Below are 24,553 nucleotides of genomic sequence, written 5' to 3' on the forward strand. Positions count from 1 at the left end.
CTACTTCTTCCTGGGCCGAAGCCCGACCTTCACCCCACGCCCCTCCGGACCCTCCGGGACCTGTTCCTGCTCCATGGCGATCAGCTCGCAGCCGATGCACCGGTGTGTCTCGGTGACATACGCGAAGCGGTCGCCGCCCGCCTGCTCGTCCCACTCATCCGGCCTGGTCCCGCACGAGTCGCACACCGTCCGCGAGTAGACGAGGTAGGCAACGGCCTTCGCTCGGTCGAGCGCCGACCACCGCCCGTCCCCGGCGCCGGTGAAGACGCTGTGCGGGATGCCGTACGAGGCACAGACCTCCATCTCCGCGCGGAACGCAGGGTCGGCGATCAGCCTTTTCCCAGGTCCGCCCGCAGCGTCTGGTTGACCAGGAGGGCCGTGGTGAACAGCGCCTTCGCTTCCGAGTCCGGCCAGGTGTCGAGGAGTTCCTGTGCCTCCTGCTCGGTCATCCCTGGCACCTCAGCGCCCGTCTCGTCGCGCTCGATGTGGCACGCGGCGACGAGGGCGGCGGGGTAGGTCTCGACGTTGTACTCCATGCCTTGGTCGGCCTGGGCCTCGGTCGGCGGGTGGTCACGAAGAAGCTGCTCCCACGCGGGTCGGGGAAGGGCCCGGAAGGTCAGGACGTCCGTCGCCGCCTCTAGGGCTCGCTCAGCCTTGTCGAGGTGGAGCTGCGCGGCAACCGCATCGGGATAGGCGGCGGCCCACTCCTCGCGGTCGGCTTCGGCGACTCCCTGCTCGATGGACTCGGCGCGGGCAGCCGTTCGGGCCTTCGCGAGCGCGAGGGCGGCATCGGTGACGGCCTGCTTCGCCTCGTCGTCGTCACACAGGCGCAGGCTTCGCTCCGGGAGCTTCCGCGCCTTGAGCCGTGCCATCTTGGCGGACCAGTGCGGATCGCGGGCAACGGCGGCGGCCGGCGGTACGGGATGCGTGGTGGTGGACATGCGGCGCCCCCTCTCAGACGGTCTTCGCCGGCACCGCGGCGTCGAGCGTGGGCTCCTCGGCGATGCCGAACGTGACCTTGAACTTGGCGGGTTCGGACGCGGTCGAGTAGGACGCGCTGCGGCTGCCGACCCGGACGGGGAAGGTGTCGAGGCTCTTCGACCCGGGCACGTCGCCCTTGCGCATGATCGCGATGTAGCCCGTGACCCCCTTGGTGAGCAGGGTCTCGATGCTGTCGCTGACCTTGTCCTCGTAGAAGGTCAGCGAGGAGTTGTCGGCCTTGTCCTCGCCGGGGATGGTGGTGGAGAACGTCGACCCCATGTCCGGGGTGTCGATGGGCGTGTTCTCCAGCGACCAGCCCTCGACGTCGCTGATGGTGTCCGACAGGTTGGTGGCATTGGTCGGCGCGAACTCGGCACGGGTCGGGACGTTGTCGTCGGAGGCGATCTCCTTCAGGAAGAAGAAGAGGGTGGTGCCTCGGCGCATGAACCGCTGCTGCGTGGTGGCCACGCGACTCTCACTCTCCGGGGACCCTGGGCCCGGAATGCGGTAGGCCCGTCCCCAACAGGTCAAGCTGGGAGTCGGCCCGTACCGGTGGTCGGGCGTCCGCGATGGGCCTCCGCGGTGAGGTGTGGCGGTCAGGCGAGGGTGGTGACCTCAAGCGCGAACCGCTGGATGTAACTGTATACGCCACTGGCGACAGCGACGCCTTCTTCCTTGTCCAGTTCACGGGACATGACCACGTACCCGGTGGCGTTGATCGGGTAGGTGGGGCCCTTTTCTGTACGGGCCATAAAGGCGCTGCGGACCTTGTCGGCCATCCACTCCGCCTGCTCGGCCGTCGTGGCGACCGAGGTCACCTGGTAGACGAGTCGGGCGTCTGCGCTCATGTCCCCGAAGGGGGGCCCGTCGCTGGTCGAGCCGACCGGGTAGAGCACGCAGTACGGTGTGGCCGCGCCGGTGGGCAGGTTGCTGGAGGTGGGCGCCGCCCCGTACCCGCAGGACCGGCCTGTGGCGCCGGCGAGCATCGCCTGGACGGCGAGACTGACGACGCGTCCGGATACGGGCATCAGTCCCCCACCGCCGCTCCGACGGCAGCGAGGAACGCGGGGCGAACCTCTTCGACGGCCGGCCCCATGTGGGGGTACGGAGGCTGGTTGAAGATCCGGCCGAGACTGTCCGGGCCGACGTACCCGTACTCCAATCGCCTCGCCTGCGGCTTGGCCGTGCCGACGACCGCCTCCGCCGTCAGGCCGGTGGCAGTGAACTCGTGCGTCCAGGAACGCCGGTAGTCGCCGGTCGGCGCGTTCGGTCCTGGTCGGCCGCTGGCGTGGGCCTTGATCCTGGTCTCCAGCAGCATCGCGTAATGCTGGACGACGGCGCTGACGGCAGGGAGGGCGGCGGCCGCTCGGGCGTTCAGCTGCGCCGCCACCTGCGGAGCGTTCGAGTCGGCCCGTGCACGCACGTTACGAGAGGAGGCCATCGGTCTCCTCCTGGTCGAACTCGCCGTTCGCCCACTGCTGCAACTGCGCGAGGACGGCGGCGGTGTAGCCGTGCGGGCCGCCGATCTCGGGACGGGCGAGCGCCGCCTTCTCCAGCAGCCCGGCGTCGATGGCCAACAGGAAGCGGGCGGCAGCCGGCCCCGGCTCGTACGGGACGCCGACGAAGACCCGGGCGTCGCCCACGAAGCTCGGGGCAGTCGCCCCCGGCGCGACCTGGACGACCAGCTCGGCTGGTTCTCCGGAACGGTGGTGGATCGTGTAGCCGGAGACGAAGCGTGCGCAGTCGACTCCGTCAACCTCCACCGAAGCTTTGCCGCCGACCGCCGTGACCTTGACCTGTCGTACTTCTACGGGTGGGGTGTCCATGATCTCCATGCATCGAGCCTAGGGCGGTTCGCGGACACCCCGACTCGCTCAGGAGGGCGGCGTGAACTCGTCGAGCCGCGTGACCCGCACCAGCTCCACTGTGGACGCTTCCGACGGATCGAGAACTTGCCACACCCGACCGCCAGTTGCGGCATCGCCGGAGTGCGCGACGATCACCTCGACCCTGTCGTAACGGGCGGGCACAGGCGCGCTTAGGGGTGTCAGCAGGCGGTACCAGGAGACGGTGTCGTCAAGCCACTGCCTGCCGACGATGCCCTCCGCCGTCACCTGTCCGTGCCCGGAGAGCAGCGCCCCGGGCCCCTCGTAGACGACATCGGCCGGCACCTCGCCGAGAAGCCCTGTCTCGGGGTCGAGGACAGGGGTGCCGGTGGGACGGACCACCCGTACCCGGTCCAGGAGGAGCTTCGCCTCCAGCTCTCTCCGGACCTCCGCCGGGTCGATCGCTGTGCTCATCTCACTCCCCCGCCGCTTGGGTGATCTGGTCCACCCATGTGGTGCGGACGACGCTCAGCGTGGACGTGTCCCCGAGGTCGAGGACCCGCCATGTCCGGCCGATCGCAGCTGCGTCGTCGGCCTCCACGACGGTCACGGTGTCCTCGCGTGAAGCCACCGGGGCAGACAGAGGCGTCAGCAGCCGGTACCGGGAAGGGCTGTCGTCCACGTACGCCTGCCCCGCAAGGTGCAGGACAACGGACGGGCCGCCTGCGGGGAAGACCGCCCCCGGCCCTTCGTAGACGGTGACGGGTGGGCCCGGCTCGTACTGGCCGGTGTCCGGGTTAAAGACCGGTTCGCCAGGCCGGTAGATCCTGATCTTGCTGGTGAGAATCTTCTTCTCGACGATCGCGCTGACGGCCCCCAGAGTCAGCCCTTCAGTAGAGGCGCTCATGCGTTCGAGCGTAGCCGTAGCGGCGGACGACCCGCTTGCTCAACACCTGAGCATCACAGATGGGCCGCTTGCAGCTGCTGGTTGAGCGGTACGGCAACAAGCCATCCGACGTGACGGGAGTCACACCAATGGACTTTAGATTTATTGCCGGAACACGGCCCTCCCGGGACTGAGGAGTGAAGCTGTCGTCATCACCTCAAGGAGTGCCGCCCGTGCATACCGATCCGAAGCCATCGCAGGCCTCTGAGCTCGTGGCTCAAGGCCAGCTGGTACGGCAGGTCAACTTCTTCTCCGAGAAGCTCGGTCAGATTCGTGCGCGTGTCTCTTCGTCTCCGAGCGGCCCGCAGCTCCCAGAACTCACCGGAGAGGGAACCGTCCTGGAGGGAAAACTGAGCCCTGGTATCACAGTGCAGAGCGTGGTCTTCCAGGAGTCCACCTCGGGCAACCGCCCCATCCTGACGATTACTGCGGACGGGACCCTCACCTCGCACGTCGGGTCTCAACTGGAGCAGCAGACCGAGGTACTTAACGCGCTGACCTCGGCGCAGACTCTTGGCGGGCAGGCATTGCCAGGCACGGTCAGAGCACTTGCGGCTCGCCAGGCCCTGCAAGCTGGCGCGATTGATCAGACCAACGCCTTCGTAGCCCAGGAGTTGGGCTGGTGGAGCGGATGGCGGGAGCCGGTGACGACCGCATTGATGGGATCATGGGCAGCGCCGCTGTTTAGTGGAGGCAGCCTTGCACCCTCGGCTCTGGACCACCTCCGAGCAGAGGCGAAGGAGATCCACCGACAGCTAGCTCCCCTCTGGCAGCACAAGATCAACCAGCACCGGCTGTGGAGCCTGGACCATACCTTCGGCGATGGACTGACCACACACGACGTCGTCACCAGCGGTTTGGATCCGTACGAGGTACTGACCCGCTCCCTGCCAGACAACCCGCGCATCCTCGCGGTTCTCGCGCAGCTCACCCCTGTCGAACGCGCCGTGACGATGGCATGGGCCAATGCGCGGGTCACTAGCTGGACGGAGGCCGCCGCCATCGTTGCAGACCTGGACACACCTCTCGTCGCTGGCCTTGATCCGATCACTCTGGGTGAGCGGGTTCGTCGTAAGCTCAAGCGGCTCGGCGCCCTGCACCAAACGCGCTCCTCCGCGCCGGGACGGGGACAGGCATGACCCTGACCTCTCTTCTCCTGATCCTCCTCTTGGTTATCGTCACCCTGATCGTCGGCGCCGGCGTACTGGCCCTGCTCGTGTGCCGCCCGTCCTGGTCTGCACCGCTCGCCGGAGCCATGACCGCGATGGCGCTCGTGGTCACGGTCACCGGGATGCTCGTAGCCGTCACAGTCAGCTGAGCCGCTGGGAGGCTGGCTGCACGCCTGCCTCCCACCTCCCTCCGTCCGCTACGCCGTGTCAGTCGTCGAGACCGGGGAAGCGGCTAGCCTCGCGGAGGATGCTTAGCGTCGCAGGAAACCACCAGGCTACGAGCCCTCCTGCAGCTGGAGCATCTCGTAGAACGTGGAGCTGCCACCGCGCTGGACGAGCTCGTCGTAGGTGCCGGTCTCGATGATGCGGCCACCTTCGAGGACGACGATGCGGTCGGCGAGGCGTGCGTTGGCGAGGCGGTGGGTGATGAAGAGAGTGGCCCGACCTGCGGCGAGGGCCTTGAGACGCGTAAAGATGCGGTGCTCAGCGCGGGCGTCGAGAGCGGCGGTGGGTTCGTCCATGACGAGGACGGGTGCGTCGCGGTGGAACGCGCGGGCGATGGCGAGGCGCTGCCATTGACCGCCGGAGAGGTCGTGCCCGCCCCACCAGGAGCGCGCGAGGGAGGTATCGAGACCCTTAGGGAGCTGGGTGATGACGGCGTCGGCGCCGGAGGCTTCGGCGGCGGCGTGGATGGCGGGGTCCCCTTCGGGTCGGGGCTGGCCGAGATGGATGTTGGCGCGGGCGTCGAGGGGCCATCGGGTGTAGTCCTGCGGGACGAGCCCGATGTGCGGGTACACAGTGGCCGGATCGGCGGCCGCGAGGTCGATGCCGTCCCAGCAGACGTTTCCGCTGGTGGGCAGGTACAGGCCGGTGAGGAGCTTGGCCAGGGTCGTCTTGCCGGAGCCGTTCTCCCCCACGAGGGCGACGACTTCGCCGCGCTTGAGGTCGAGGCTGATGCCGGTGAGTGCGGGCCGGTCGGTGCCGGGGTAGGTGAAGGCGGCGTCGTTGACGCTGATGACCTCGGGGCCGGTCTCCGGGATGCGGGCCATGCCGCGGCGGGCGGTCCAGGGTCCGGCGACGGCGAGGAAGCGGTGCCAGTCTCCGACGGCGAGGGAGGTGCGGAAGAGCCCGGCGCCGGCGCGGACGGTGGTGGTGAGCGCGGCGGAGGCAGTGCGCAAGGCGAGGGCTGCGGCGCCGGCGGTGGCGAGTTCGATGCGGCCGGTGGAGACGAGCAGGACTAGCGCGGCCCAGGCGGTGGCCGTGGCGAGGGCCGTGAGGGCGTCGCCGATACCGCGAACGGTGAGGGCCTTGCGGGTGGCGGTGAGCTGTTCGGTCTCCAGACGGCTGGAGATGATGCGGTACTGGCTGGTGAGGAAGTCGGCCATGGTGCCGGCGCGGACCTCGTCGGCGGTGGTGTGCTCGGTGGTGTAGGAGCGGAAGACGTTCCGCAGGCGGGAGTCGCCGAGGTTGCGGTGGTGCGCGTCGTGCTCGATCCGCGCGGCCCGGACAGCGCCCCAGGCGCATGGGGCGGCCGCGAGCAGGAGCAGACCGAGGACGGCGGGGTGCAGGACGGCGACGACGGCAGCGGCGGCCACGATCTGGGCGGCGGCGGAGGTGAGGACCTGGGCGTCGAGGATCAGGTCGCGGGTCTTGTCGGCCCCGTCTGCGGCGGCCTGGCGGGCGTTTTCGAAGTCGGGGTCCTCGTACGCGGCGAGTTCGGCCGCGGTGGAGGCGGCGATGACGCGGAGGTCGGCTTCCCGGACGACCTTCGGGGCCAGGCGGGCGGCGGCGGCCCGGGAGGCGGCGTCGAAGACGTAGCGGCCGCAGAGAGCGATGCACAGGACGGCCATGGGTCCGGTGCGGTCCTGGAGCCCGGCGAGGATGTCGGTGCCGGTGAACAGGCCGGCCAGCACGCGGGTGGTCGCGGCGAGCGCGGCGGCGGTGAGCAGCACGGCGGCGACCTGGAAGGCGGCCAGGGTCAGGACGGCTCGGTGGTCGGTGGCCCAGCCCAGCCGGACGGCTTCACCGAGGATTTTCGGCAGGCGGCGGGCGATGGCCCAGGTCGACATGGCCGCGTTGGCATCCTGGTACCGGTCGGAGGCCATGCGCATGACGGGGGGCTGACCGACGGTTGAAGTCGACGGCGCGATGATGGCGGTAGAACTCACGGGCCCAGGAACGCGCGCCGCGGCACTACGGGGCAACGGGATTGTCGGCGGCATTTGCACATCGGTGCCGGTCAGACAATCAGGGCCGTCAACTTCACGTTACGAAATTCACCCGATCGAGGAGCCATGGGCCCAGGAGACGGAGGCATGTCTCCCGGACCCACGGCGGTCTGGCGCGCGTCCTAGGGAACGGACAGGACGCGGGTGTAGGGCCGGTCCGTTCCGTCGCCGACGTCGTGGCCGACGGGCCCTTCGACGGTGTCGACCCAGGCGTGTGCGGCGTCGGGCAGCCGGCGCGCGCCAAGGGCCCAGGAGGCGCGGTGTCCGGTGAGGGCGGTTGCGAGGACGGTGGCGAGGCTGATCTCCATGCACGCGATCCGGCCCGGCCACCACGTGGGGGTGACGTGGCGTACGGCCGTGTCGAGGCGCGCGACCCGTCCGCGGCGGGCGGCCGGGAGGCGGCGCAGGGCACGGACGGCGGCGATGCGGTACCTCAGCGGCAGGCGGCCGAGCGCAAGGGAGAGCGCGAGCCCCACTGCGGCGATGGCCCGCTCGGGCAGGGTGGGAGTGTCCAGCGGGACGGGCACCATCTGGGTCAACGCTTCCGCCACCTTCGGCGCGGTACGCGGGTGGGGTCGACGAGGAGCCCGTCCCGCTTCCACTGGTTCACGAGGTTGTCGATGCCCTGGCGTACGGCGTAGGGGTCGCGGCCGGTGGGGATCGCGAGTTCGTCGGCGAGACCGTTGGCGGTGCCGTTGGTGACGATCGCCTGCCAGATACGGGAGACGTCCCGGCTGAGCATGGACCACTTCGCGGTGCGGACGTCGAGAAGCACGATTCCGTGCTCGTCGGTGGCGTAGTGGATGTGGCCGGCCGGGGTCAGCACGACGCCCCTGCGGGGGAATAGGTACCGGTGAGCCACCAGGAGACCGTCAGCATCTGGTGCATGTCCGCCGATCCGATCGGGGTGCGGCCCTGCCCCAGGTGGTCGAGAGTGCCTGTCACGGTCGCGTGGTTGAACAGGCCGGTCGTGATCAGAGGGCTGACGGTGAGGAGATCGCCCAGCAGGGCGCGGTGTTGCTGGAAGGCCATGACCCGCTGGGGGGTGAAGGAGCCTTTGGAGCGGCGCCCAAGTAGCCAGTCGGGCAGGTCAGGCAGAGCAGAGGAGAGCAGCGGCTTGAAGGTGTAGTGCCCGCGGCGGGCGAGCGGGGGGACGGCGAAGGCGGCGCGGACCACGGTGTTGTCGAGGTACGGGTAGACGGGACGGACACCGAGGGCGTCGGCGTACGGGGCCCAGCCGCGGGCGGCCGCGCCGGTGAACCGCAGGGCGGTCCACTGGTCGAACTCGTCGGCCCCCTCCGGCTGGGTGGTGTCGGCGGCGGCCTGCTGGAGCAGTGCCGCCACCTGGGCGCGGCCGTCGGCGGCCAGCCAGGATGCGGCCGGTCCCATGCGGCACCAGGACCATCCCGTCATGCCCGTTGTGGCCTCCGGCTGGTTCTTCTCCAGCTGCTTCACGGCCTTCTCCAAGACGCCGGCCCGGCCGAGCGCCGCGGTGTCCCTCAGCCCTTTCCAGAACGGGCCCGGCGCCATGTTCCGCAGCCGGGCGTAGGCGACGACCTGGCGGTGCGCGGCGCGGCGCTTGCCGTCCTGGAGAAGCCGGACCCAGACCGCTGAGGTCGCGTCCAGGACGACGTCGCCGCCGTGTCCGGTCAGGTGGAGCGGCAAGCCGGCCACCGGCGCGAGGTAGGTGCGGTCCATCTCGAACAGGGCGGCGCCCATCGCCGGTTCCAGGCCGGTCGGCTGGCCGACGGGGAAGGAGAAGGGCAGGTCCTCGTAGGCGCCGTGCGCGATGGTGTGCTCGATGTCGGTGTGCTCGGCGATCCGGGCGGCGAAGGACGCGTCCTCGGGGCTGGTGTAGCCGTCGGTGTAGGTGACCGCGTGCACTTGGCCAACCCGGGAGGCGAGAACCACGGCGGCGGAGGAGTCGAGACCCCCCGACAGGTCCGCTCCCACCGTCGCACTGGCGGCGTTCACCCGGTACTGGACGGCCTGGGTGAGGGCAGAGCCGAACTGGGCCGCGCCGGACTGCAGGTCCTCAACCGGAGTGATCGCGGTGATGTCGACGAGCTGCGGCGCCTGCCCGGCGCGGAGAAGCAGGCCGTAGCCGCCCGGCACCAGGCTGATCCCCTCGTAGGGGCTGCGGCCGGGCCAATGGTCGCTTCCCGCGACGATCCGCGCGGCCGCCAGCGCCAGGTCGGCCACGAGCGGCCTGCCGAGGCGGCGAAGGTGGGTCGCCCACGTCCCGTCGGCCGTGTAGTAGACCGGCCGCAGCCCGGCCAGGTCCCCGCAGACGAACCGCTCACGCTCGTTCTCGGCGATCACCCAGTACGAGCCCGGCCAGCCCGCCAGGTCCTCCCATCGCCCCGCTCTCACGGCCGCGAGCGCGTCGTGCAGCTCCCTCTCGCTCACCGGGCAGTCCCCGACGACCGCGACGATGGCGCTTCCCTCGGTCGCGCTGCGTACCAGGCTTCCGGCTGCCGCGCGGACGCCGTCGAAGCCGGCGATGCCGTCTCCCCTGTCCTCCGCCGTCGGCCCGGCGGCAAGCCACTGCTCTGCCATACCTCTCTGCCTCCTGCTCGATTCCGGAAACGAGCCCGGGGGCCGCCGCAGTGCGACGACCCCCGGATTCGCGTGACGCCGGGGCGGATCAGCCCTCGAAGTAGTTGTCCTTGTCGCTGTCGTTGAAGACCTGACGGCCGAGGGTGAGCTCGGCGACGGGGTGGGTGTTGACCTCGGCCGCGAAGTCGACGGCGGGAACGGTGGTCGTCTCGGTCTGCTCGGCCATGGCCGGCCTCCTTGGTGTCGGTGGTGCCTTCTTGGGTGGTGCACATCTATGACACCGGACTGGAACTCATCTTCTTAGAGCGGGAGTTAGAGACTTCTTAGGAGAAAATTGGGGAGTCGCCGCGGCCCGCCGACACCCGGACATGGGGCCGGGGGCCGCCGCAGTGCGACGACCCCCGGATCGGTGTGGCATCGGGCCGGTCAGCCCTCGAAGAAGTCCTCCTTGTCGTCCGAGCGTCCCATGTAGTTGCCGAGGGTGAGCTCGGCGACGGAGTGGGTGTTGACCTCGGCCGCGAAGTCAACGGCGGGAACGGTGGGCTGCTCGGCCATGGCCGGCCTCCTTGCTGTCGGTGATGTCTCCTCGGGTGGTGCACATCCATGACACCGGGTACGGGGTGCCCTCTGTAGAGCAAGGGCAGGTGACTTACTGGGGAAAACGTGGGGGGTCAGCGCACACCCAGCAGATCCGCCACGGTCCGCTGGTGGATGGCGTAGACGTCCGGGAGCTCAGCCAGGGAGGCGCGCTCGTCGATGCCGTGCAGGCCCTGGTAGGGGACGCCGAACCCGGCTGTGGCGGGGATGCCGTGGCCGGCGAGGAGGTTGCCGATGTTCGACGGGCCCGCAGTTTTCGCCCGGACGTCGAGCCCCGCCGTTCGGGCTGCGAACAGCAGCGCGGCGGCTGGCTGTTCGTCTTCCTCCAGCCGGAAGGCGGGCCAGGCCGCGACCTCGGTGACGTCGGTCGGCACGGGGGCGGGCAGCTCGGCGTCGAGCTCGGCGACCGCCTTGCGCACCAGGGTCTCGGCGTCGTGCGCGTCGAAGGAAGGGGTGGTGCGGACGTCGACGTTGATGTCGACCCGGTCGGGGGTCACGGAGAAGCCCTCGCCGCCATGGAAGGCGGTGACGGTGAGCTTCGGCCCGAGCGGGAACCCGGAGGAAACGTCGAGGCCCGGCAGCTCGGCGGCGTCGAGCAGACCCACCAGGTGCGCGGCCCGGGTGATGGCCCCGGTGACGACGCGACTGGAGCCGGAGTGCCCGGACGGCGCGTGCACGGCGATCGTGGCACGCCACAGACCGCGGCCGCCGACAACGACCTCGTCCATGCCGGGGTAGCCGATGATCACTCCGGCTGGGCGGGCGGCGTGGGGGTCAGCGAGGTAGGCGCGGGCGCCGCCGAAGCCTCCGGTGTGCTCGTCGACGTCCAGGAGCACAGCGAGACCGCCGGCGAAGGCGCGCGGGCTGGCGGCGAGGTCGGCAGCGATGTGGCAGTACATCGAGGCAGCGAGTTTGGAGTCGGCCGCACCGCGGCCCAAGAGCCAGCCGTCCTGGACCTGGCCGGAGGTCGGGGGGAAGGACCAGCGGGTGGTGTCGCCGTACGGGGCCGTGTCCGCGCACGCGTCCAGCGTCCACCATGGCCCCGGCCGGTCGCCGACGACCTCGGCCAGCAGCCCGACCAGGGCGCCCGCCCCGTCGTGCAGGCGGCGGTGTGGCACCGCGCGGGCGGTCAGCCACTCCTCCAGGACGCTCAGGACCGGACCGTAGTCGTCGATCCCGCCACGGCTCGGCCGACGGACCAGCTCTTGCGCAAGCTGCACCACCGACCGGATCGTCTCGTCCTGCCCAGCCTCCCAAGGGCCATCGATCATGCCCTTACACCCCAACTTCCCTATCTGCGCACGGGTAGTTCCCGCACGTCCCGTATCGTGCCCAGCAGTCGCGCCGCCGCGCACGCCTCACGTCCGTGATGGACCAGGCCGGCTGCCGCCTCGCCGTCGAGAACGATGCCGCAGTCGAAGCCGTCCGCGCTGTGGAGGGACGGCAGCGGGACCACGGCCCGGCGCTCTGAGGCCACGAAGAATCGCTCCAGCGACTCCTCGCCGTCGGCATACCCGATGTTCAAGGTCCGCAGGCCGTTGCGGCGCTCGCGCGGATCCCTAAGTTCCATCAGCCGCACCAGGTGATCGGCCAGCTCCGGGTGACGCGGCGGGCCGTAGAGCACGCGGGTGTGCACCAGGTCTGGGTTCTGCGCGAGGGCCGTCTCGATCGCCCCCAGGTACCCCTTCTCACGGCTTCGGCTGCCCGTCACCACCAGGTGTTCGCGCGCCTCGGTCACCACCGAGGTCATCGCCTCCACCAGCTCGGCCCACCGGGTCACGAGGGTCCCCTGCGCCTGGTGCAGGGCCCGCGCGACACCGGTCTGCCCGTCCTGGTGGGCGAACAGCTCCTCGGTCGGCTTGCCGTACAGCTCGACCAGGCCGCGTCGGTTCCTCAGCCCCGTACGCCGCCGCCCCGACTCCCACGCGCTGAGCTGGCTGGTGTCGCTCGTCCCACCCGTGATCGCGTTCAGCCCTGCGACCGCTTCCTCCAGCGTGAGGTTCTTCTCCAGTCGCGCCCGTTTGAGCGCCGACCCTGCCGGCGTGCTCATCGTGACCGCCTCCTCCTGACTTCGCCGAGCTTCCGCATTCCAGATCGCTGTACCGGTCGTTCAGGTGGTGCCAGGGCGGGCCGCAGCTCATCGGCACGTTCCCGCCCTCGGACCTACGAGGGTGCGTCCCCCACAGGCAGGACGTAGTAGCCAGGTCCATGTGGACCGGCCCAGGAAGCCACGAGCCTGTCTCGGATAACCGCGCGGAGGGCTCGGGGCACCACCTGCACGGTCAGACCATGCTGATGGGCGAGTATCGAGGTAGGAAGCGGTGTCCCCGCCTTGTACCTGCCGTTCCTGATGCCGGCTCGAACTGCCCGGTCGAAGAGGACGTCACGGGGATGCTCCTCCTGTGGCCCCAGGCGACGGTGTACGCCTCCTCGTCCACCCGCCCAGCCGTAGACGACCTCCCCCAGTTCATCAAGGGTCGTCATCGCAGCGGCCACGTCCCTCGACGGCAACTCCAGCTCGGCAGCCAAGGTGGCCACAGGCGGGACCCTTCCGCCCACGGGGTACTTCCCCAGGTGGTGGCGCAGCAGGGCCAGCACCACCGCACGGCGCCTGACGTGTCGCGAGTCGGCCTTCGGTGGCAGCTCGTCTTGGTCCTGGACCTCGACGGTCGGGGTCTCAGACATGAGCGGCTCTCTGAGGGCGGTGTCGCGGCTCGATGATCGTGCCGTCGGGCAGCAGTTCGCCGGTGTCCTCGAAGTGCACGATGCCGTTGCAGAGAAGACTCCAGCCCTGCTCCGGGCGGTGGGCAATCCGGAGGGCGGCTTCCCTGTCGGCGGAGTCAGCGGGCGGACACGGCGTTTGATGCGTGCACACCAGGACCTCCTCAGTAGTCGGTTCGATGGGTAGGTGAACGGTCAGATGTAGGGGCCGCGGAGGACCATGACGGTGATCTCCTCGTGAGCGCCAAGGTCGTACCGCTCCCACTCACGCCACCCGCGGGCAAGTTCGCTGACCTCTTCCTCGCGCATCCCTATGCTCTGGGCGCCCTCGACCCGTTCGGTGACGGCCGTGGTGACGTGCAGGATCCCGTCAGGGCGCAGCCACCGACGTGTGTCGTCGAGAAAACGACGCTCCAAGAAGTTGATGACGTGCCTGCACGTGATGACGTCGACCGAGCCGTGCCGCAGGCGACCGGGGATGGGGTCGGCGTCGAAGTCGTGCACCTCATAGGAGACATTGCCGTGCCCCTCGTGGAGCTGGCGGGCGCGTTCGATCGCGATGGAGCTGTAGTCGTACGCGGTGACGGCCAGCCCGAGTCGGGACATCTGGCAGGCCCACTCACCCAGACCCGTACCCACGTCCACGGCGACCTGCCCCGGAGATGCGTCGGTACGGTCCTGGAAGCGGTACCTCTCCTCGGCATCGATCGGCTGGAAGGACGCATCAGGGGCCGAGTACACGGCGTCCCAGAACGCCGAGCTTCGGTACTTGAGCGGCATGGTCACGACGCGCCCTCCGACGTCTCGACGATGCCGGCCGCACGCGGCCTGCGCGCGGCGACGCGGGCGGGGTCGGAGCAGCGGTCCTGAACGCCACCGGTTCCGGTGGCGAAGAGACTCACCGGCAGCGGTCTCGGAGGCGGGGGAACGATCGCCGCCAGAGCCTGGCCGGGAACACGGGTGCTGAGCGGACCCATGGCGTTTCCTCCTAAGGAGTGGTGCTGAGCAGCAGTAGGGGGACGAGGGTGCCAACGATGAGAACGAGCAGGATCTGAGCGGCGATCTGCCGCCAGCCGACCCCTCGGACCTCAAGCCATCGGAGGGGGCGGGCGACCGTGGAAGCAGTGCCTCTCACCGCCGTGCGGATCGTGGTCATGGATCCATCGCATCGCCTGAACAGGACCTCGACCAGGGGAATCTGACGGGGGGAAAATCTGTCAAGGGGGGAAATTCAAGGAGGAGATGGGGACATGATTGGCTTCCGCCCCCGGACAGAGGTCACACTCATGCCAGTCGATCCGTTCGCCTTATTGCTCCGGAAGCTCCGGAAGGAGGCTGGTCGGACCCAGGAACAGCAGGCCGACGTGATCAACGCTGCCTCCGGCCGGATCACGGTCACGCGGCGCGAGATCAGTCGCTACGAGAAGTCCGAAAACATCCCTACAAACCACACGCTCGAACACATTGCAGTGGCCTGCGGTGTCCCCTTCGATGAGCTACAGCGGGAGGCCATGGCAGCCCGTGCTCGGCGGAGGAAAGCACGCCGCCATGACGAAGAGGACCCGGACGATATGAAGCGCCGCACAGTGCTGGAGGGCGCGCTCATCGGCGCAAGCGCGGCTGCCGAGCCCTGGCAGCGGCTTGCCGCAGTTCTCCAACGAGGAAGCAGAGTCGACGAAGCGTCCGTAGCCGCTCTCATCGACCGCGCCGCCGATCTACATCTCCAAGAGCTCAACCTGAGCCCGCGCCACCTCCAGCACAAGGTCGAGGCACACCTCGACGCGATCACCGCAGTCCTCCCCCAAGCCGGCCAGAACGAGCGCGCCCTCACCATTGCCGCCGGAGAGACAGCGGCGCTCGCCGGCTGGGTGGCGTGGGACCTGGGCGAGCACACGAAGGCAGACGCCTACTACAAGGTCACCGAGAAGTGCGCGGCGGCAGCCGGGCACCCGCCGCTGCGCGCCCTGGCGCTCACGTACGCCAGCTACGGCGATCACGCTCCCGCGAGCAAGCTGACGTACCTGCGCCAGGCAGCTCAAGACGTACGTGGCCGCGGCAACGCCGCCGCCGCCGCGTGGGTGCACGGGAGATACGCCGAAGAAGCGGCACAACTGGGCGACGGCACTCAGGCCCTCCAGGCCCTGGAACGGGCGCAGTTCGCCTACGACTTCGCGGACCACACCAGCGAGCAGGCGTGGGTCCGCTTCGTGACTCCCTACCGAATGGATTCGCTGGCTCTCTCGGTATACGGCCAACTGCGACTGGCGGAGCTGATCACCACGGCGGACGACGCCCTCGCCCGGCTGGGGGATGGTCTGCCCGATAGCGGCGTGGTCGTCCTCGGTGACCTCGCCATCGCCCTCCTGCGCGGAGGTGATGTGGAGCAGGGAGCACACGTTGCCCGGAAGTTCACGAATGCCGCCCAGACCAAGCCCACCACGATGGGCAGGGACCGGGCACACGCCATCGCCGGGTCACTCCCCAGCGATCACCGAGACCTGGCCCACCACCTGCGGCAGCTCGCTTCCTGAGCCCTTGGGCCTCCATCCCACCGACAGGCCCAGGGCTCGGCCGTCACCGTTCAGGCCTGCGTGGTCTCTTCGACCACCCAGGCCAGGTACGCCTCCGACCCGCCGCTCACGGGGAGCGTGATCCACTCCGGTACCTCGTACGAGTGCTTCTCGGCGACCCAGGCGGCCAGCTCCGGAAGCCGCTCCGTCGTCGTCTTGTACGAGATGCGCCACTCCTGAGCAGTCTCGATACTGCCCTTCCAGCGGTAGACCGCAGTGAAGGCGGGGTCGATGTGCGCACAGGCAGCCACGCGGGCCTCAACGGCACCCAGCGCCAGGGCCTTCGCCTTCTCCTCGTCGTCGATGGTCGTCTGCGCGATCACGATCTCGGTCGCCATGCGGCTCTGCTCCTCCTTGGACGGTATGCCTCGACCCTATCCACGCGATCGTGCGCCGGGTCGGCTTCCGGTCGGGACTCCGTCAGACACCGATGGCATCAGGGCGCGGCCCGAATAACCTGTGCGCTGCCGGTGATTGATGGGCCACTCCACTGCGTGTAGCGTCCGGGTGGCCCGGTCCGGTCCCGGTGGGAGGTCCAGTCGCGGTCCAGGCCGTCACTCGGCGGGCTTCCACTCCCCGCAGCCCTCGCTGTTGAAGGAGTAGTCGCTGGCGCGGATCGTCACCTGGACGCGGGCGGCGCCGGCCGTGAAGTAGTTGTCGATCGGGTTGCCGTTTCGGTCGGTGCGTTCCCAGTAGCAGTTCTCGACGTCGGTGGTGACGTAGGTGCCGGGCTGCACGTCCTTGCCGACGTGGAGAACGCCGGATCCGAAGATCTTGCCCTCGGCCGAGAGGCGGTTGTCCTTCTCGGCGCCGGCCAGCAGCTTCGTGATGCGGCCCTTCTGCGGATGGTCGGGACACAGGAGGAGAGCACCTCGTACTTCGGTGATCTGCTCAGGCGATCCGGCGTCCTCGAGGTAGGCGAAGCTGTCGCTCGCGTTCTCCGCGCACATCGAGTACAGGGTGCCGAGCGGGCTGGTGTCGCTTTCGCCGTATGCGGTGGTGAGGGCCTTCTGCTCCGTCGGGCTGAGCTTGTCCCCGGACACGGTGCCTTCGCAGAAGTCGTACATGCCGAACCACGCCTGGGCAGGGGCGCTGAACTCGGGATCAGCGCCGGTGCACTGGATCGACACCGAGATGGGTACGGGCGTGTACTCGATCTCCGGGGTCGCCGTGATCACCGACGGCGGGGCCGCGATGGGCCCGGGCTTCTCCTCCGGCGACGCGTTAGAACACGCGGTCAGCGCCAGCGCCGCCACGGCCGTCGTGACAGCGATCCGTCTCTTCAAAGTCCCCCCAGACTCTTCAGGGCCCCAAATAATGGCCCAGGTTGCTAGAAGCACCGTAGCCCTGGATACGGCCGGGCGTGGAGGTTCGGAGCCCCCCCGTTCACCCCCTCCCCAAGCCACCTTCATTGCTCAAGCGGCGCATCCGGCCTTGCTCCGAAGCCCCGACGACAGCGAGGGTGGCTGATCGGCCACTCTGCCGCCTCCTCCACGGTGCGCAGCGTCCGGGTGGCCTTGTCCGAGTCTTCGTGGGAGGTCCAACCGCGGTCCAGGCCGTCGAAGACCTCGACCATGATGACGCCGGCCTCGCGGGACCGGTTTAGGGTTCCGGCGTTGTAGGCGACGGCGGACTTCGTGAGGGTGGCGGCTTCCGCCCAGGCCCGTACCGGCACTCGGGCGCCGTTGCGGTAGACGACGTGGTTGAGCTGATGCTGGGCGGCGAGACGGCGGGCGAGGTTGCGCGCGGCCTGCTTCGCCGTCATGTTCCCCGCCGCGAGCAGCGGCACCTCGCGGCGGGCGGCCTCGCGCACCGCGCGGTAGAACCGGGCGGCCATCCGCTCGGCCTCCTGGGAGCGGCGCAGGAAGTCGGCGTAGGAGTCGGAGGCGAGTGCCTGGAGGGCGTCGCGGTGGAAAAGGGTCCAGGTGAAGGTGGTGCCCAGGGCGTCTGCTGCGGCCCGCGCGCCTTCTTCGTAGAGGTGCGGGAGTTGTCGCCGGGCGAACTGCCGGGCCTCCTCGTCCACGCGGCGCCGAAAGTCCTCGATCGCCTTCTTGAACTCCTCCAGGGTGGCCGTACTGCGGCCGGCGCGCGGGTTGTCGGCGAGCTGGGTGAGGACGGCGTTCTGCTTGTCGGCGAGGCGCTGCCAGGCGTCGTCCAGGACGGCGGCGACCCGGCGCGCGATCTCGTCCGGGTCGCCGGGCGTCAGCGGTGGCCACTGGTACGGCATCGGCCTACCGTCCTCGGCGGTGGGGCATCAGGGGGGCGGTGACGAGGTCGACGCTCGCTTCGCCGGCGGCCGGGTCGTCGGGGGCGATGAGCTCGGCGAGGCCGGTGAGCTGCCGTTCCAGGCCCGCGAGGTTGTTGCTCTGGTCGATGGTGACCACGCCGTCCACGGTCATGCGCAGGGGCTCGGCCAGCAGGGCGGCGCGGCGTTCGGCGAGGACTTCGGCGACTACCGCACGGGCCCGGCCGAGGCGCGCGTACCGGGCGGCGAGGTCCTGTTCGTCGGTGGTGGCGCCGAGCTGCGCACGCAGCCAAGCCAGAAGGATCGGGTCCATGGGTGCTCCGCTGGATACGGGTGTCCGCCCGTGCCCGGGAAGGGCGCGGGCGGACGGGGAATGGCCTGGGTCTCAGGCGCCGGGCTCGGCGGCCTTCCGTCGTCGGCTGGCCGCGGGCTTCTGCTCCGGCTCCGGCTCCGGCTCCGGCTCCGGCTCCGGCTCCGGCTCCGGCGTAGGATCCCCGCTCGCCGGGTTGTCCGGGGCCTCCGGCTCGGCGGACGGCTCCTCGACGTCCGGTTCGGGGCCGTCCTCCCACGCGTCGGGGTGGGTGATCAGCGCGGCGACCACTTCCTCGGGCTCGTCTCCGGGCAGGAGGACGACCGGCTCATGCGTCTCCGGGTGCGTCAGGTGCACGGCGGCGAGCAGGCGGCGCCCCATCACAGCACCTTCGCCACGAGGTGGGCCCGCGGGTCGTGCATGACGGGCATCGCGGAGGCGTTGACCTTGGTCCAGATGCGGATCGGGTCGGAGTCCACATCCCGGGTGATGATGATGTCCGGCGCCTCCTCCTTCTCGATCTCGGGGTTCTTCCCGGACGACAGGACGATGGAGTCCGCGTTCAGACCCCACTGCACGTTCGCCCACTTCTGCCGCTGCGGCGGGACGTAGATGTAGCGGTCGTCGGGGATCGGCTTGATCCAGGCGCCGTCGACCCGGACCTGCCCCTTGTAGATCCGGAAGGGCGGCAGGCCGTACTCGATGCGCACGGAGTTGACCTGGCTGGGCGTGAGCGAGCTGGTCGGCGTCGTCGAGGGGTTGACCGCGTTGTAGAAGGCGGCGCGGTAGGCGTTGTTGCTCGCCCACGTGTTCACCACCCGGCGGGAGGTGAGCGCGAACTCGGGGAACGGCGAGCCGATGTCCTCCAGGTACTGGAGCCAGGCCAGCTCGTCGCGGATCGGGTCCGACGTCGGGTCCGACCAGACCTTGGCGGCCGTGGGCAGGTTCTCGGCCGGCACACCGAAGTCGACCTCGGTGATGAAGTTGTTCTCGTTGACGGTCAGCTTGCCGTCGAGGAGGACGTCGGCGGCCGCCAGCTCAATGCGCCCCTTGGTCGCCTCGGCGTGCCGCTCGGTGTCGTTGTAGAGGTTGGTCACCAGTCGCTCGGCGTCCGCGCCCCGCTGCATCTCGTCGAGGATGATCTCCTGCTCGCTGACGGTGAGCTTCTGCGAGATGACCGGCAGGCCGCCCTTGCGGGTGGTCTCCCACGCCTCGCGGGTCGCCAGCGGCGCGGACGCGTCGTACGCCCTGAACTTCGCCGCGTTCACGTAGCGGCCGGAGTCCCGGATCTCCCACATGGTGCTCTGGAGCTTGAGGGCGGGGAACACAGGGTTGTCGCCCGTGGTGAGCGTCCACTCGTCCGGCGTCGGCACGGCGCGGGCGAAGACAGTCAGGTCGCGGGTGGTGACGTCCTTGATCAGGTCCTGGAGGGTCATGGGTCAGCGGCTCCTTACACGTACCGGATCAGGGCGGTGGTGGCGGTGACGTCGGCCGGGTTCAGCCCGCCAGGGACCTTCGCGGTGCGCACGGTGCCGTGCCACAGCAGCGCGGCCGGGACCTTGGTGGCGGTGGGCGCGAACAGGGTCTCGGCGACCACGAAGCCGGCGAGAACCTGTCGGCCGTCGGTGGCCGCCTTGTCGAAGGGGCCGTAGAGGCCGGAGGCGGTGATCTTGCCGACCGGGACGCCGGACTTGAACAGGCTGTACGGCTGGCTGGTGTCGGTCGACGGCACGTAGTGCGTGCCGGACGTGAAGCGGGTGATGTCGAGCGTGATCGTGTCGGTGTCGTCGGTGCCGTGTCGGCCGCCGAGCCACTCGATGTTCGCCGTGACGCTGCGCTGCGTCGTGATCGGCTGAAGCATGACGGTGCCCCTCCCAGGGACGCGATGGCGGGTCTCCGCGCGCTCACCTGCTGGTGGCGCCGTCCACGGACTGGGAGGGGCGTGGTCCCCTGGTCCGGCCTTGTCCCGCCGGTGGGAATGGATCGGTCAGGTGGTGATGTAGCCGCGCAGGCGGGCCATGTCGAGCCCGGCCGCCCCCGGCTTCGGCGGCGTCGCGCCGCGCGGCGGTGGGCCGCCGGCGGGCGAGCCGCCCGGCGCGGGCGGGGCGGTCTCCCGTCCGGTACCGAACAGCTCCGGTCGTCTCTCCTTGAGCTGTTCGGCAGCCGCGGCGACGGTCGCCTCGTCGGCGTCGTCCTGCCCGTCCAGGGCGCGGTCGATCAGCAGGACGGCGTCGTCCAGGTCGTCGCCAGTGGCCCCGAGGCCGGCGAGGGCGGCACGCCGGAGTGCAGCGCGCTCGCGGGCAAGGGCCTGCGCCTCGCGGGCCTCGGCCTCGCGCAGCTTCTCCTCAGCGGCCTGCTCGCGGCGCTCGACCTCGGAGAGCGCGGCCCGTTCGGCGTCGCGCTTCGTGGTGACGAACTCGGTCAGGGCATCGGCGTCGTTGAAGCCCAGGTTCTCCAGGAGCTTCTTCACCGCAGCCCGGCCGCCCTGGGTTTTCTCCCTGGCGAGCAGCCGGGACAGGTCCTCCTGCGTGACGCCACCGGTTCCCGGGTCGTCATCGGGCTTGTTCGGATCGTGCTCGGGCGAGGCCCCCAGGATCGGGTAGATGGGCCGCCCGTCACGGCGGTGCCCGACCGGGGCAAGCGGGTTGGGGAGCGAAGGGCGCGTCATGCGTGAACCATCCACAGGTCTCCAGCGCCCCCGCGCCGATGATCAGTCTAGCCCTCCCTGACCACCCTGCCCGATGTCAAGGAAGCCGTTCCGGCCAACAGTGCACGAAATGAGCCGACTTGCCGACCAACTTCACCCCCTCCCAGGAAATCACCTTCGGAAATTGCTTCAATTCTCCCGTGGCAGCTGATGAATTCAATCAGCGCAGCTCACGGCGTCAGGAATTATCCAGAGGTCCGCCGAGAGTCGCGAGTAAGAGTCCTTCACCCTGCCCAAAAATAGAACACCTGCGATTTCCTGCGCTCCTTTTTCGGCGTTTGCCCTGGTCAGAGGCCAGACCCATGCTCATCGGCATGGAACACGTCGCAATCACTGCTGCCCTGGCGATCTTCGGCATCTTGGGCCTGTTGATCACCCTCACGGCTGCCCTTCTCCGTCAGCTCCCTGATTTGTTCGCAGCCTGGCGCGAGGCCCGCGCCGCTCTCCGGCACGGCACACGTAGTACGGAGAGCAGCGACCAGCAGCAGACCTGACCTGACGCCGGCGGGCTACCTCTCCTGGCCACCCCCGACCTCGCGTCCATCGAGACGAATGCTCGGGATCTCCGGACCAGCGGCAGACAGGCCGAGGTAGCCCCGTACGGCCGCGTTGTCGCCGGTGGCGTCGGCCAAGCGGACGGCAGCTTCGAAGGCCCGGGACTGGATCCGCGCGATCTCGTCCTGTGCGTTGCCGATCGGATACCCGGCGTCGATGAGCATCTTCACGCCGGTCTCCACCGAAAGGACTCCGGCGCCAACGCCCTTGGCCACCTCGTCCAGAACGGCGGCACGATCGGTGGGCGTGTGCGGGCCCCACATCAGGCGGGCGGGCACGGACTCCCCTGCGGGCCATCGGTCGGCGTGGCCGGCCTGGTGGAGCCGCTGGACCATCCGCAGGAGGACCGCGTACTTGTGGCTGCGCGCCAGGCGCATGGAGGCGACCAGCGAGTCCAGCGGGCCCAGGGCGAGCTGGAGGGCGTAGCCGGAGGGCAGGGCAGTTGGGTCGAGGGTGCCGAGGCCGGCGGCGGTGAGGCGGGAGTTCGCGGCGACGCGGTCGATGAGGTGGTCGACTCGGGCCCGGAGTTCGGCGAGCTGGGCGGAGGTGTCGAGGACGTCCATGCTGCCGTTGTCGTTGAGCTGCCATACCGTTCCGGCCCGCACCTTCACCGGCAGCGGCTGGCCGGTCGCGCGGTCGATGGGCAGGCGGGCGCCGGACAGGCCGATGATCGGGGAGCCGGTCGTCGCGGAGGCGCCGGAGCTGTCGGTGTCGGTGGCGGACAGCTCGTCGAGGCCCTGGAGGACGGTGGCGATGGTCGGCTTGCCCCAGTGCTCGCCGCTGTTGGGGATCGAGTTGGTGATGTGGATCAGCGGGATGAAGTCGCAGCGCAGGTCGAGCCGGTCGAGGACTTCGCCGTCGGAGCGGACGCGGAAGGTGGCCTTATGTAGCGGCAGGTCGTACAGCAGGTCGGCGTGCGTGAGGTCGTCCAGGTCCCATTCGGCGTCCGTGAGATAGCAGGTCCACGGGCTGGGCCGGTCCGGCGCCCACGGGTAGGTGCGGGTGATGGAGCTGCTGCCCGCGTCGAGCTGGTCGCCGACGACGAGGACCGGCGCCCCGTCCTCGTCATACAGGAACTCGCGGACCGCGCCGCCACCCTTGGCCGCGACCCGACGGCTGGCCGGGCCGACGGGGGCGAGCTCGTAGGTGATCCGCCGCACCCTGGTTTTCAGGCCGCGCCGCTTGTCCTCGGGCAGCTCCCACGCCAGGTGGACCCGCATCGGGAAGTCGGCGCCGTCCTCGCCGTCCTCCGGCCACTCCGGGAAGTACAGGCCCGGATCCCAGGTGCGCAGCAGGACGCGTCCCTTCCCCGGATCCCACGCCAGCGTGTAGACGCCGTCCCCGAGGAGGATCGCGTTCCGCTCGGCCTGCTGGACTCGGAGCGGCAGCAGCTCCTTCTCCGCCCACGCCCGGAGCTGCTCCTGGACGGCGCGGGCCGCGGCGGCTTCCGGAGACGGCTCGTCGCCGGCGTGCTCGGCGCCAGCGACGCTGATGGTCTGCTCGGAGCCTAGAAGGTAGCCGAGGGCGGTGTCGACGATCTTCGAGGCGTCTCCCAGCTCCCGCCGCTCTCCCCCGCGGTCGTCGTCTCCGCTCAGCTGGGCGAGCTGCCCGGCTTGGTTGGAGTCGTACGCGGCCAGCAGCCGGTACGCAGCCAGGCGGCGCAAGTCCTCGTCGGGAATCCACGACGACGTCAGGTCCGCCCAGGCGTTCCGGCCCGGGCGGCGCGGGTCAGCCATGGCCGGCTTGTAGTCCAGCCAGCTCCAGGCGTCGGTGATCAGCTCGCGCAGGCCCACAGTGCCCCTCCAAGCAGTCGGCCCCGCGCCGCCTGATCAGGTTACGGCGTCGTCTTGCCCCCGCGCGCTTCGGTCACGGCCTCGTCGTACCCGGGAAGTCCCAGCGGCGGGAAGGAGGAGCAGGCGGCGAGGAACCCTGCCCTGTCACCTGGGGTCTGCTCGCGCTCGCCAAGCTGGGTCCACCGTGCCGCGCACTCCTCCTCGCTCGGGCTGGAATAGGAAGGCGGGGTGCCGTCGGCGATCTTCTGCTGCTGCAGTTCCAGACCCGCGCTGCGTCCGAGGCGGTAGGCGTCGCGTACACGGTCCAGGTGAGCGGCGCGCTGGTCCTCAGCGGTCGGCGTGGCGCCCTTGGCAGAGCAGCCGGTGAGGCAGGCAGCGGCCAACAGGAAGCTGCACACGATGACCGACCAAATCCCCCAAGGTCTCATGATCGCGAGGCTACCGAGGCCCTTCACTGAACGATGGGCTGTTTCCTCCTGGGGCCGTTTCATCCTGGGCCAGTTCTTCCGGTCGATCATGTGTCGAGTCAGATGAGAGTTCCGGCGGGGTGACGACGGCGAGGTAGCGGTCGGGATGCTTGTTGTAGCGGGTGGCAATGCCGCGCCATTGCTTGAGCCGGTGAAAGCAGCGTTCGACCATGTTGCACCCCCGGTAGGCGGCCTTGTCGGAGATCCAGGGACGTTCACAACGTCGTCTACGACCGGCCAGCAGGTCGACGCGTTTGGGGGTCGTGGCCTTGTTGCCTCGCCAGCGCGGGTAGGCCCGGAAGCTGTGGGCCGAGTAGCCCTTGTCCGCCACGACGTGGTTGCGGACGAAGGCGGACGTCTACGGAGGATGGCAGTCGGAGCGTTCCGGCGGTTCAGCCCCGCGCGGGCGGAGCGGACGCGGCCAACAAGGACCGCGATCTTCTGCTGCCCGGTTCAGTCCCGCGCGGGTAGAGGGAACCGAACCGCCAACCCGCCCGCAGGCGCCCTACGAGCGGAACAGCCGGGCCCAGTTCGACGAGTTTGAACGTACGACGTCGAGGACTCGACCGAGGAGGAGTGCTCGACGGGCGCCCGTCCGGTCCGGTAATCACGGCACGGGCGCCCCCTGCTGCGGCCCAGCCGTGGGCGCCCCCGGCGGCACATAGTCGTCGTTACCGAAGTGGAACGGACCGATCACGGCCGCCCCCCCAGCCCACGACCACTACGAAGGCGCCGGCGCCCGCCGAGGCGCTGGCGGTCGCGGAGAGGTGGAGAACGAAGAACGCGAAGCCGCCGACCAGAGCCGTAGCGACAAGGGCGGCCAGAAAGCAAAACGCCCAGGCCATCATCTTCCGCTGGTTGATGCGCATGGCATCCCCT

Annotated in this window: 34 protein-coding genes; 4 read left to right on the top strand and 30 right to left on the bottom strand. The window is 69.7% G+C overall.

Annotation, left to right across the window (positions count from 1 at the left end; genetic code table 11):
- The 8 genes from AC067A_RS10565 to AC067A_RS10600 form a co-directional block, all read right to left on the bottom strand.
- Complete coding sequence (locus tag AC067A_RS10565; protein WP_478617379.1) at positions 1-303, bottom strand: hypothetical protein; 303 nt, start codon at positions 301-303, stop codon at positions 1-3.
- Between the two features lie 26 nt (positions 304-329).
- On the bottom strand, positions 330-941 hold the full coding sequence (locus AC067A_RS10570; RefSeq protein WP_478617381.1) for a hypothetical protein: 612 nt from the start codon (positions 939-941) through the stop codon (positions 330-332).
- Positions 942-954: 13 nt separating this feature from the next.
- Positions 955-1,449, bottom strand: a complete 495-nt coding sequence (locus AC067A_RS10575; protein WP_478617384.1) for a phage tail tube protein — start codon at positions 1,447-1,449, stop codon at positions 955-957.
- Between the two features lie 128 nt (positions 1,450-1,577).
- Complete coding sequence (locus tag AC067A_RS10580; protein ID WP_423625391.1) at positions 1,578-2,009, bottom strand: hypothetical protein; 432 nt, start codon at positions 2,007-2,009, stop codon at positions 1,578-1,580.
- Positions 2,009-2,422 carry a hypothetical protein gene (locus AC067A_RS10585; protein ID WP_478617386.1) on the bottom strand — a complete coding sequence of 138 codons (414 nt, stop codon included), beginning with the start codon at positions 2,420-2,422 and terminating at the stop codon, positions 2,009-2,011. The genes AC067A_RS10580 and AC067A_RS10585 overlap by 1 nt, the downstream gene beginning before the upstream one ends.
- Positions 2,406-2,816: a hypothetical protein gene (locus AC067A_RS10590; protein WP_478617389.1), complete on the bottom strand. Its 411-nt coding sequence runs from the start codon at positions 2,814-2,816 to the stop codon at positions 2,406-2,408. Before AC067A_RS10590 ends, AC067A_RS10585 begins: the two co-directional genes overlap by 17 nt.
- Positions 2,817-2,855: 39 nt before the next feature.
- On the bottom strand, positions 2,856-3,281 hold the full coding sequence (locus AC067A_RS10595; protein WP_478617391.1) for a DUF6093 family protein: 426 nt from the start codon (positions 3,279-3,281) through the stop codon (positions 2,856-2,858).
- A 1-nt stretch (position 3,282) separates the two neighbouring features.
- Positions 3,283-3,714 carry a DUF6093 family protein gene (locus AC067A_RS10600; protein ID WP_478617394.1) on the bottom strand — a complete coding sequence of 144 codons (432 nt, stop codon included), beginning with the start codon at positions 3,712-3,714 and terminating at the stop codon, positions 3,283-3,285.
- Between the two features lie 212 nt (positions 3,715-3,926).
- On the opposite strand from AC067A_RS10600, the gene AC067A_RS10605 reads away from it, so the two are divergent.
- Both AC067A_RS10605 and AC067A_RS10610 read left to right on the top strand, forming a co-directional pair.
- Positions 3,927-4,892: a hypothetical protein gene (locus AC067A_RS10605; protein ID WP_478617397.1), complete on the top strand. Its 966-nt coding sequence runs from the start codon at positions 3,927-3,929 to the stop codon at positions 4,890-4,892.
- Positions 4,889-5,071: a hypothetical protein gene (locus AC067A_RS10610; protein ID WP_478617399.1), complete on the top strand. Its 183-nt coding sequence runs from the start codon at positions 4,889-4,891 to the stop codon at positions 5,069-5,071. The genes AC067A_RS10605 and AC067A_RS10610 overlap by 4 nt, the downstream gene beginning before the upstream one ends.
- Positions 5,072-5,197: 126 nt before the next feature.
- Here AC067A_RS10610 and AC067A_RS10615 read toward each other — a convergent pair whose 3' ends face one another.
- The 11 genes from AC067A_RS10615 to AC067A_RS10665 form a co-directional block, all read right to left on the bottom strand.
- Positions 5,198-7,090 (bottom strand): ATP-binding cassette domain-containing protein, encoded by a 1,893-nt coding sequence (locus AC067A_RS10615; protein WP_478617401.1) that lies wholly within the window; start codon positions 7,088-7,090, stop codon positions 5,198-5,200.
- Positions 7,091-7,272: 182 nt separating this feature from the next.
- Entirely contained in the window at positions 7,273-7,680 is a 408-nt protein-coding gene (locus AC067A_RS10620; protein ID WP_478617820.1) for a lasso peptide biosynthesis B2 protein, read from the bottom strand.
- 5 nt (positions 7,681-7,685) lie between these two features.
- Positions 7,686-7,976 carry a PqqD family protein gene (locus AC067A_RS10625; RefSeq protein WP_478617404.1) on the bottom strand — a complete coding sequence of 97 codons (291 nt, stop codon included), beginning with the start codon at positions 7,974-7,976 and terminating at the stop codon, positions 7,686-7,688.
- Positions 7,970-9,709, bottom strand: a complete 1,740-nt coding sequence (locus AC067A_RS10630; protein ID WP_478617407.1) for an asparagine synthase-related protein — start codon at positions 9,707-9,709, stop codon at positions 7,970-7,972. The genes AC067A_RS10625 and AC067A_RS10630 overlap by 7 nt, the downstream gene beginning before the upstream one ends.
- 88 nt (positions 9,710-9,797) lie before the next feature.
- Positions 9,798-9,935 carry a hypothetical protein gene (locus AC067A_RS10635; protein WP_478617409.1) on the bottom strand — a complete coding sequence of 46 codons (138 nt, stop codon included), beginning with the start codon at positions 9,933-9,935 and terminating at the stop codon, positions 9,798-9,800.
- A 200-nt stretch (positions 9,936-10,135) separates the two neighbouring features.
- Complete coding sequence (locus AC067A_RS10640) at positions 10,136-10,264, bottom strand: hypothetical protein (RefSeq protein WP_478617411.1); 129 nt, start codon at positions 10,262-10,264, stop codon at positions 10,136-10,138.
- 116 nt (positions 10,265-10,380) lie between these two features.
- Positions 10,381-11,577: a M20 family metallopeptidase gene (locus AC067A_RS10645; protein WP_478617414.1), complete on the bottom strand. Its 1,197-nt coding sequence runs from the start codon at positions 11,575-11,577 to the stop codon at positions 10,381-10,383.
- 20 nt (positions 11,578-11,597) lie between these two features.
- Complete coding sequence (locus AC067A_RS10650) at positions 11,598-12,356, bottom strand: XRE family transcriptional regulator (protein ID WP_478617417.1); 759 nt, start codon at positions 12,354-12,356, stop codon at positions 11,598-11,600.
- A gap of 627 nt (positions 12,357-12,983) precedes the next feature.
- The gene (locus tag AC067A_RS10655; protein WP_478617419.1) at positions 12,984-13,181 is read right to left on the bottom strand and encodes a DUF5999 family protein; all 198 of its coding nucleotides are present in this window, start codon (positions 13,179-13,181) and stop codon (positions 12,984-12,986) included.
- 41 nt (positions 13,182-13,222) lie between these two features.
- Positions 13,223-13,807: a class I SAM-dependent methyltransferase gene (locus AC067A_RS10660; RefSeq protein ID WP_478617823.1), complete on the bottom strand. Its 585-nt coding sequence runs from the start codon at positions 13,805-13,807 to the stop codon at positions 13,223-13,225.
- A 2-nt stretch (positions 13,808-13,809) separates the two neighbouring features.
- Positions 13,810-14,004: a hypothetical protein gene (locus AC067A_RS10665; protein WP_478617421.1), complete on the bottom strand. Its 195-nt coding sequence runs from the start codon at positions 14,002-14,004 to the stop codon at positions 13,810-13,812.
- Between the two features lie 273 nt (positions 14,005-14,277).
- On the opposite strand from AC067A_RS10665, the gene AC067A_RS10670 reads away from it, so the two are divergent.
- Positions 14,278-15,558, top strand: coding sequence for a helix-turn-helix transcriptional regulator (locus AC067A_RS10670; RefSeq protein ID WP_478617424.1), 1,281 nt, complete (start codon positions 14,278-14,280; stop codon positions 15,556-15,558).
- A 50-nt stretch (positions 15,559-15,608) separates the two neighbouring features.
- Here the strand turns inward: AC067A_RS10670 and cutA are convergent, their stop codons facing one another.
- From cutA to AC067A_RS10710, 8 genes are all read right to left on the bottom strand, one after another.
- Positions 15,609-15,935, bottom strand: coding sequence for a divalent-cation tolerance protein CutA (gene cutA, locus AC067A_RS10675; RefSeq protein WP_478617426.1), 327 nt, complete (start codon positions 15,933-15,935; stop codon positions 15,609-15,611).
- A 216-nt stretch (positions 15,936-16,151) separates the two neighbouring features.
- The gene (locus tag AC067A_RS10680) at positions 16,152-16,883 is read right to left on the bottom strand and encodes a hypothetical protein (protein ID WP_478617428.1); all 732 of its coding nucleotides are present in this window, start codon (positions 16,881-16,883) and stop codon (positions 16,152-16,154) included.
- Positions 16,884-17,005: 122 nt separating this feature from the next.
- A complete protein-coding gene (locus AC067A_RS10685) occupies positions 17,006-17,824 on the bottom strand; it encodes a phage minor capsid protein (protein ID WP_478617431.1) in 819 nt (272 codons plus the stop codon).
- A gap of 4 nt (positions 17,825-17,828) precedes the next feature.
- Entirely contained in the window at positions 17,829-18,155 is a 327-nt protein-coding gene (locus tag AC067A_RS10690) for a hypothetical protein (RefSeq protein WP_478617434.1), read from the bottom strand.
- Positions 18,156-18,227: 72 nt separating this feature from the next.
- Positions 18,228-18,533 carry a hypothetical protein gene (locus tag AC067A_RS10695; protein WP_478617436.1) on the bottom strand — a complete coding sequence of 102 codons (306 nt, stop codon included), beginning with the start codon at positions 18,531-18,533 and terminating at the stop codon, positions 18,228-18,230.
- Positions 18,533-19,588 (bottom strand): major capsid protein, encoded by a 1,056-nt coding sequence (locus AC067A_RS10700; RefSeq protein WP_478617439.1) that lies wholly within the window; start codon positions 19,586-19,588, stop codon positions 18,533-18,535. The genes AC067A_RS10695 and AC067A_RS10700 overlap by 1 nt, the downstream gene beginning before the upstream one ends.
- Before the next feature lie 14 nt (positions 19,589-19,602).
- Positions 19,603-20,013: a head decoration protein gene (locus AC067A_RS10705; protein ID WP_478617441.1), complete on the bottom strand. Its 411-nt coding sequence runs from the start codon at positions 20,011-20,013 to the stop codon at positions 19,603-19,605.
- A 126-nt stretch (positions 20,014-20,139) separates the two neighbouring features.
- Entirely contained in the window at positions 20,140-20,820 is a 681-nt protein-coding gene (locus AC067A_RS10710) for a hypothetical protein (RefSeq protein ID WP_478617444.1), read from the bottom strand.
- A 353-nt stretch (positions 20,821-21,173) separates the two neighbouring features.
- Between AC067A_RS10710 and AC067A_RS10715 the strand changes: the two genes are divergently transcribed.
- Positions 21,174-21,353 (top strand): hypothetical protein, encoded by a 180-nt coding sequence (locus tag AC067A_RS10715; RefSeq protein WP_478617447.1) that lies wholly within the window; start codon positions 21,174-21,176, stop codon positions 21,351-21,353.
- Positions 21,354-21,368: 15 nt separating this feature from the next.
- Here the strand turns inward: AC067A_RS10715 and AC067A_RS10720 are convergent, their stop codons facing one another.
- The 3 genes from AC067A_RS10720 to AC067A_RS10730 form a co-directional block, all read right to left on the bottom strand.
- Positions 21,369-23,207: a hypothetical protein gene (locus AC067A_RS10720; protein WP_478617449.1), complete on the bottom strand. Its 1,839-nt coding sequence runs from the start codon at positions 23,205-23,207 to the stop codon at positions 21,369-21,371.
- Between the two features lie 41 nt (positions 23,208-23,248).
- Positions 23,249-23,725, bottom strand: a complete 477-nt coding sequence (locus AC067A_RS10725) for a hypothetical protein (protein ID WP_478617452.1) — start codon at positions 23,723-23,725, stop codon at positions 23,249-23,251.
- 620 nt (positions 23,726-24,345) lie between these two features.
- On the bottom strand, positions 24,346-24,543 hold the full coding sequence (locus tag AC067A_RS10730; protein ID WP_478617454.1) for a hypothetical protein: 198 nt from the start codon (positions 24,541-24,543) through the stop codon (positions 24,346-24,348).
- Positions 24,544-24,553 lie beyond the last annotated feature (10 nt).

The organism is Streptomyces sp. NPDC043176 (genome assembly GCF_056436715.1).

Coding starts and splice junctions, on each gene's coding strand:
- AC067A_RS10585 (WP_478617386.1), bottom strand. CDS start 2,422: ATGGCCTCCTCTCGTAACGTGCGTGCACGGGCCGACTCGAACGCTCCG.
- AC067A_RS10595 (WP_478617391.1), bottom strand. CDS start 3,281: ATGAGCACAGCGATCGACCCGGCGGAGGTCCGGAGAGAGCTGGAGGCG.
- AC067A_RS10665 (WP_478617421.1), bottom strand. CDS start 14,004: ATGGGTCCGCTCAGCACCCGTGTTCCCGGCCAGGCTCTGGCGGCGATC.
- AC067A_RS10705 (WP_478617441.1), bottom strand. CDS start 20,013: ATGCTTCAGCCGATCACGACGCAGCGCAGCGTCACGGCGAACATCGAG.
- AC067A_RS10620 (WP_478617820.1), bottom strand. CDS start 7,680: ATGGTGCCCGTCCCGCTGGACACTCCCACCCTGCCCGAGCGGGCCATC.
- AC067A_RS10725 (WP_478617452.1), bottom strand. CDS start 23,725: ATGATCGACCGGAAGAACTGGCCCAGGATGAAACGGCCCCAGGAGGAA.
- AC067A_RS10660 (WP_478617823.1), bottom strand. CDS start 13,807: ATGCCGCTCAAGTACCGAAGCTCGGCGTTCTGGGACGCCGTGTACTCG.
- AC067A_RS10635 (WP_478617409.1), bottom strand. CDS start 9,935: ATGGCCGAGCAGACCGAGACGACCACCGTTCCCGCCGTCGACTTCGCG.
- AC067A_RS10710 (WP_478617444.1), bottom strand. CDS start 20,820: ATGACGCGCCCTTCGCTCCCCAACCCGCTTGCCCCGGTCGGGCACCGC.
- AC067A_RS10610 (WP_478617399.1), top strand. CDS start 4,889: ATGACCCTGACCTCTCTTCTCCTGATCCTCCTCTTGGTTATCGTCACC.
- AC067A_RS10700 (WP_478617439.1), bottom strand. CDS start 19,588: ATGACCCTCCAGGACCTGATCAAGGACGTCACCACCCGCGACCTGACT.
- AC067A_RS10600 (WP_478617394.1), bottom strand. CDS start 3,714: ATGAGCGCCTCTACTGAAGGGCTGACTCTGGGGGCCGTCAGCGCGATC.
- AC067A_RS10645 (WP_478617414.1), bottom strand. CDS start 11,577: ATGATCGATGGCCCTTGGGAGGCTGGGCAGGACGAGACGATCCGGTCG.
- AC067A_RS10685 (WP_478617431.1), bottom strand. CDS start 17,824: ATGCCGTACCAGTGGCCACCGCTGACGCCCGGCGACCCGGACGAGATC.
- AC067A_RS10640 (WP_478617411.1), bottom strand. CDS start 10,264: ATGGCCGAGCAGCCCACCGTTCCCGCCGTTGACTTCGCGGCCGAGGTC.
- AC067A_RS10690 (WP_478617434.1), bottom strand. CDS start 18,155: ATGGACCCGATCCTTCTGGCTTGGCTGCGTGCGCAGCTCGGCGCCACC.
- AC067A_RS10715 (WP_478617447.1), top strand. CDS start 21,174: ATGGAACACGTCGCAATCACTGCTGCCCTGGCGATCTTCGGCATCTTG.
- cutA (WP_478617426.1), bottom strand. CDS start 15,935: ATGGCGACCGAGATCGTGATCGCGCAGACGACCATCGACGACGAGGAG.
- AC067A_RS10670 (WP_478617424.1), top strand. CDS start 14,278: ATGATTGGCTTCCGCCCCCGGACAGAGGTCACACTCATGCCAGTCGAT.
- AC067A_RS10580 (WP_423625391.1), bottom strand. CDS start 2,009: ATGCCCGTATCCGGACGCGTCGTCAGTCTCGCCGTCCAGGCGATGCTC.
- AC067A_RS10650 (WP_478617417.1), bottom strand. CDS start 12,356: ATGAGCACGCCGGCAGGGTCGGCGCTCAAACGGGCGCGACTGGAGAAG.
- AC067A_RS10570 (WP_478617381.1), bottom strand. CDS start 941: ATGTCCACCACCACGCATCCCGTACCGCCGGCCGCCGCCGTTGCCCGC.
- AC067A_RS10565 (WP_478617379.1), bottom strand. CDS start 303: ATGGAGGTCTGTGCCTCGTACGGCATCCCGCACAGCGTCTTCACCGGC.
- AC067A_RS10730 (WP_478617454.1), bottom strand. CDS start 24,543: ATGCGCATCAACCAGCGGAAGATGATGGCCTGGGCGTTTTGCTTTCTG.
- AC067A_RS10695 (WP_478617436.1), bottom strand. CDS start 18,533: ATGGGGCGCCGCCTGCTCGCCGCCGTGCACCTGACGCACCCGGAGACG.
- AC067A_RS10590 (WP_478617389.1), bottom strand. CDS start 2,816: ATGGAGATCATGGACACCCCACCCGTAGAAGTACGACAGGTCAAGGTC.
- AC067A_RS10630 (WP_478617407.1), bottom strand. CDS start 9,709: ATGGCAGAGCAGTGGCTTGCCGCCGGGCCGACGGCGGAGGACAGGGGA.